General features: G+C 70.3%; 6 protein-coding genes and 1 pseudogene. All 7 read left to right on the top strand.

The features are described 5' to 3' along the window. Positions 1 to 395: pseudogene (locus VR44_RS14150) on the top strand (quinone-dependent dihydroorotate dehydrogenase); the annotation flags it as partial. Further along, the gene (gene pyrF / locus VR44_RS14145) at positions 392 to 1,243 is read left to right on the top strand and encodes an orotidine-5'-phosphate decarboxylase (protein ID WP_281187137.1); all 852 of its coding nucleotides are present in this window, start codon (positions 392 to 394) and stop codon (positions 1,241 to 1,243) included. The pseudogene VR44_RS14150 and the gene pyrF, both read left to right, overlap by 4 nt. A gap of 293 nt (positions 1,244 to 1,536) precedes the next feature. Continuing rightward, positions 1,537 to 1,860: an integration host factor gene (locus tag VR44_RS14140; RefSeq protein ID WP_030234009.1), complete on the top strand. Its 324-nt coding sequence runs from the start codon at positions 1,537 to 1,539 to the stop codon at positions 1,858 to 1,860. A gap of 61 nt (positions 1,861 to 1,921) precedes the next feature. Further along, positions 1,922 to 2,485 (top strand): guanylate kinase, encoded by a 564-nt coding sequence (gmk, locus tag VR44_RS14135; protein ID WP_045947830.1) that lies wholly within the window; start codon positions 1,922 to 1,924, stop codon positions 2,483 to 2,485. A 28-nt stretch (positions 2,486 to 2,513) separates the two neighbouring features. Then, on the top strand, positions 2,514 to 2,786 hold the full coding sequence (rpoZ, locus tag VR44_RS14130; RefSeq protein ID WP_004948662.1) for a DNA-directed RNA polymerase subunit omega: 273 nt from the start codon (positions 2,514 to 2,516) through the stop codon (positions 2,784 to 2,786). A gap of 98 nt (positions 2,787 to 2,884) precedes the next feature. Further along, positions 2,885 to 4,111, top strand: a complete 1,227-nt coding sequence (coaBC, locus tag VR44_RS14125; protein WP_045947829.1) for a bifunctional phosphopantothenoylcysteine decarboxylase/phosphopantothenate--cysteine ligase CoaBC — start codon at positions 2,885 to 2,887, stop codon at positions 4,109 to 4,111. A 194-nt stretch (positions 4,112 to 4,305) separates the two neighbouring features. After that, positions 4,306 to 4,559: S-adenosylmethionine synthetase N-terminal domain-containing protein (locus tag VR44_RS14120; protein ID WP_045947828.1), on the top strand; the 254-nt coding region annotated here is incomplete at its 3' end.

The raw sequence follows: 4,559 nt of genomic DNA, 5'->3' as shown, positions 1-4,559 counted from the left end.
CCCTGGAGCTGGGCCTGGACGGCATCATCGCCACCAACACCACCATCGCCCGCGAGGGCCTGGGCCTGAAGTCCGACCCGGCCCTGGTCAAGGAGACCGGCGGGCTCTCCGGCGCCCCGGTCAAGGAGCGCTCCCTGGAGGTCCTGCGCCGCCTGTACGCCCGTGTGGGCGACCGGATCACCCTGATCGGCGTCGGGGGCATCGAGAACGCCGAGGACGCCTGGCAGCGCATCCTGGCGGGCGCCACCCTGATCCAGGGCTACAGCGCCTTCATCTACGAGGGCCCGTTCTACGCCCGCGCCATCCACAAGGGCCTGGCCGCACGCCTGGCCGCCAGTCCGTACGCGACCCTGGCCGAGGCCGTGGGCGCCGAGACCCGAAAGGCCGCCCAGTGACCTCCCAGACCCCTGTGACCCCCTTCGGCGCCCGTCTGCGCGCCGCGATGGACGCCCGGGGCCCCCTGTGCGTCGGCATCGACCCGCACGCCGCCCTGCTGGACTCCTGGGGCCTGGCGGACGACATCGCGGGCCTGGAGCGCTTCTCCCGCACCGTCGTGGAGGCGCTCGCCGACTCGGTGGCGGTCTTCAAGCCGCAGGCCGCGTTCTTCGAGCGGTTCGGCTCGCGCGGCGTCGCCGTGCTGGAGCGGACCGTGGCGGACGCCCGGGCGGCCGGGAGCCTGGTCGTCATGGACGCCAAGCGCGGCGACATCGGCTCCACCATGGCCGCGTACGCCTCCGCCTTCCTGGACCCGTCCTCCCCGCTGTTCTCGGACGCGCTGACGGTCTCCCCGTACCTGGGCTACGGCTCCCTGAAGCCGGCCGTGGACCTGGCGCGCGAGTCCGGCGCGGGCCTGTTCGTCCTGGCGCTGACCTCCAACCCGGAGGGTGCGGAGGTCCAGCGGGCGGTGCGCGAGGACGGCCGCTCGATCGGGGCGACCATGCTGGCGCACCTGGCGGCCGAGAACGCCGGGGCGGAGCCGATGGGCTCCTTCGGCGCGGTGGTCGGCGCCACCCTGGGTGACCTGTCCTCCTTCGACCTGGACATCAACGGCCCGCTCCTCGCCCCCGGCATCGGTGCCCAGGGCGCGACCGCGGCCGACCTCCCGGCGGTCTTCGGCGCGGCCGTGGGCAACGTGGTCCCGAACGTCTCTCGAGGCGTCCTCAAGCACGGGCCGGACACCGCCGCCCTGCGGGCCTCCGCGAAGGCGTTCGCGGACGAGATCCGCGAGGCCGTCGCGCTCTGACCGCGGGGGTCACGGACCGGCGCGGAGCGCGGGGCGGGCACGGGCTGACGAAAATCGAACGTCTTTCCCCGGACAAATCCGGGGTGGTTTGTCCGTGATGTACGGTTCAGTGGAGGCTGACCAGGACTTTTCGTCCGTTCTCGCTGACTGGAGCGGCCTTGGCCGCTAGTCTCCGACCAGAGTGAACGCGCAGCGATCGAGTTCCACCGCTGTTCGGGAGCTCTCCCGGCGTGGTGCCCGAGGGCTCCCCGCCGGTCCGTATCCGACAGTTCGACATCCGAGGTGACGTAGGCGTGGCTCTTCCGCCCCTTACCCCTGAACAGCGCGCAGCAGCGCTCGAAAAGGCCGCCGCGGCTCGCCGGGAGCGGGCCGAGGTGAAGAATCGACTCAAGCACTCCGGCGCCTCCCTCCACGACGTCATCAAGACGGGCCAGGAGAACGACGTCATCGGCAAGATGAAGGTCTCCGCCCTTCTCGAGTCGCTGCCCGGCGTGGGCAAGGTCCGCGCCAAGCAGATCATGGAGCGCCTCGGCATCTCCGAGTCCCGGCGTGTCCGAGGTCTCGGCTCCAACCAGATCGCCTCTCTGGAGCGTGAGTTCGGCGGTAGCGGCGCCTGAGGCGTCGCCCGGAGTTCTCCCGGCGTTCTCAGGCAGTCCCGAGAACCTGGATAATCGCTCTATGGCAGCAGAGGTTCGTCCGCGGCTGACCGTGCTCTCCGGCCCCTCGGGGGTCGGCAAGAGCACGGTCGTCGCGCATATGCGCAAGGTCCACCCCGAGGTCTGGCTCTCGGTGTCGGCCACCACCCGCAAGCCGCGGCCCGGTGAGCGACACGGAGTCCAGTACTTCTTCGTCAACGACGACGAGTTCGACAAGCTGATCGCCAACGGCGAGCTGCTGGAGTGGGCCGAGTTCGCGGGCAACCGCTACGGCACACCACGCGGCGCGGTACTGGAGCGGCTCGACAACGGCGAGCCGGTCCTCCTGGAGATCGACCTCCAGGGCGCCCGGCTCGTCCGCGAGTCGATGCCGGAGGCCCAGCTGGTCTTCCTGGCCCCGCCGAGCTGGGACGAGCTGGTCCGCCGGCTCACCGGCCGGGGCACGGAGACCGCCGAGGTCATCGAGCGCCGTCTCGGCACCGCCAAGGTCGAACTCGCTGCCGAGTCCGAGTTCGACACCACCCTGGTCAACACCTCCGTCGAGGACGTAGCACGTGAGCTGCTAGCCTTGATGGAAGTTGTCTGATCTTTTATCCATCTTCGGAAGGTAGAGCGTGTCCTCTTCCATCACCGCGCCCGAGGGCATCATCAACCCGCCGATCGACGAGCTGCTCGAGGCCACGGACTCGAAGTACAGCCTCGTGATCTACGCGGCCAAGCGTGCGCGTCAGATCAACGCGTACTACTCGCAGCTCGGTGAGGGCCTGCTGGAGTACGTCGGCCCGCTGGTGGACACCCACGTCCACGAGAAGCCGCTCTCGATCGCCCTGCGCGAGATCAACGCGGGTCTGCTGACCTCCGAGGCCATCGAGGCCCCGGCCCAGTAAGGCACGACATCGTCACCACAGGCCCGGCAGCACAGCTGCCGGGCCTGTGGTGTGTCATAGGTACCGACGCAACCGATCACGCGATCACGGGAGAAGCAGTGGACAAGCCGAAGGTCGTGCTGGGGGTCAGCGGCGGGATCGCCGCCTACAAGGCGTGCGAGCTGCTGCGCCGGCTGACCGAGTCCGGGCACGAGGTGCGGGTGGTGCCCACGGCGTCCGCCCTGAACTTCGTCGGCGAGGCCACCTGGGCCGCGCTCTCCGGGAACCCGGCCTCCACCGAGGTCTGGGAGAGCGTCGACGAGGTGCCCCACGTGCGGATCGGCCAGAGCGCCGACCTGGTCGTCGTGGCCCCGGCCACCGCCGACATGCTCGCGAAGGCCGCCCACGGGCTGGCCGACGACCTCCTCACGAACACCCTGCTCACCGCCCGCTGCCCGGTGGTCTTCGCCCCCGCGATGCACACCGAGATGTGGGAGCACCCCGCCACCCAGGAGAACGTCGCCACCCTGCGCCGCCGCGGAGCGGTCGTCATCGAGCCCGCCGTCGGCCGGCTGACCGGCAAGGACACCGGAAAGGGCCGGCTGCCGGACCCCGAGGAGATCTTCGAGGTCTGCCGGGCGGTCCTGGCCCGCGGCGCCGCCGCCCCCGACCTGGCCGGACGGCACGTGGTCATCAGCGCCGGCGGCACCCGCGAGCCCCTGGACCCGGTCCGCTTCCTCGGCAACCGCTCCTCCGGCAAGCAGGGCTACGCACTGGCCCGCACCGCCGTGGCGCGCGGGGCCCGGGTGACCCTGGTGGCCGCCAACACCGCGCTGGCCGACCCGGCCGGGGCGGACGTCGTGCGCGTGGGCACGGCCCTGCAGCTGCGCGATGCGGTGCTCAAGGCGGCCGCCGACGCCGACGCCGTGGTGATGGCCGCCGCCGTGGCCGACTTCCGGCCGGCCGTCTACGCCGACGGCAAGATCAAGAAGCAGGAGGGGCGCGAGCCCGACCCGGTGGCCCTCGTGCGCAACCCGGACGTGCTCGCGGAGATCTCCGCCGAGCGTGCCCTGAAGGGTCAGGTCGTGGTCGGATTCGCCGCCGAGACGGACGACGTGCTCGACAACGGCCGGGCCAAGCTCCGCCGCAAGGGCTGTGACCTTCTCGTCGTCAACGAGGTCGGCGAAAGCAAGACCTTCGGATCTGAGGAGAACGAAGCCGTGATCCTGGCCTCCGATGGCGGAGAGGTGCAAGTCCCCTATGGTCCGAAGGAAGTCCTGGCGGACGTGATTTGGGACCAGGTCGCGTCGCGGCTCGCACCCCCGAGCGAGCTCCGACGCGCCTGAGCGTTTCCCTTCTCGACGGGAAATCCGTAGGTCAGAATGGAGTGCCGCAGGTCACACGGCTCCCATAAGGCGAGACGGGTGGTCCGGCGAACGGTGGCGACCGATAAACTGCATCTGGAACGTGATCGGGCGCAGCCCCCGGTATCGTTCCGCCAAATGATCAGCCAGCAGCCGCTGCAACCCCAGGGAGCATTGTGTCCCGTCGTCTGTTCACCTCGGAGTCCGTGACCGAGGGTCACCCCGACAAGATCGCTGACCAGATCAGCGACACGATCCTCGACGCCCTCCTCGCCGAGGACCCGACCTCGCGCGTGGCCGTGGAGACCCTCATCACCACCGGTCTGGTGCACATCGCGGGCGAGGTGACGACGAAGGCGTACGCCCCGATCGCCCAGCTCGTCCGCGACAAGATCCTCGAGATCGGCTACGACTCCTCGAAGAAGGGCTT

The sequence above is a fragment of the Streptomyces katrae genome, from assembly GCF_000966975.1.
Classification (GTDB): Bacteria; Actinomycetota; Actinomycetes; order Streptomycetales; family Streptomycetaceae; genus Streptomyces; species Streptomyces katrae.
This window is presented reverse-complemented; position numbering and strand designations above follow the sequence as displayed.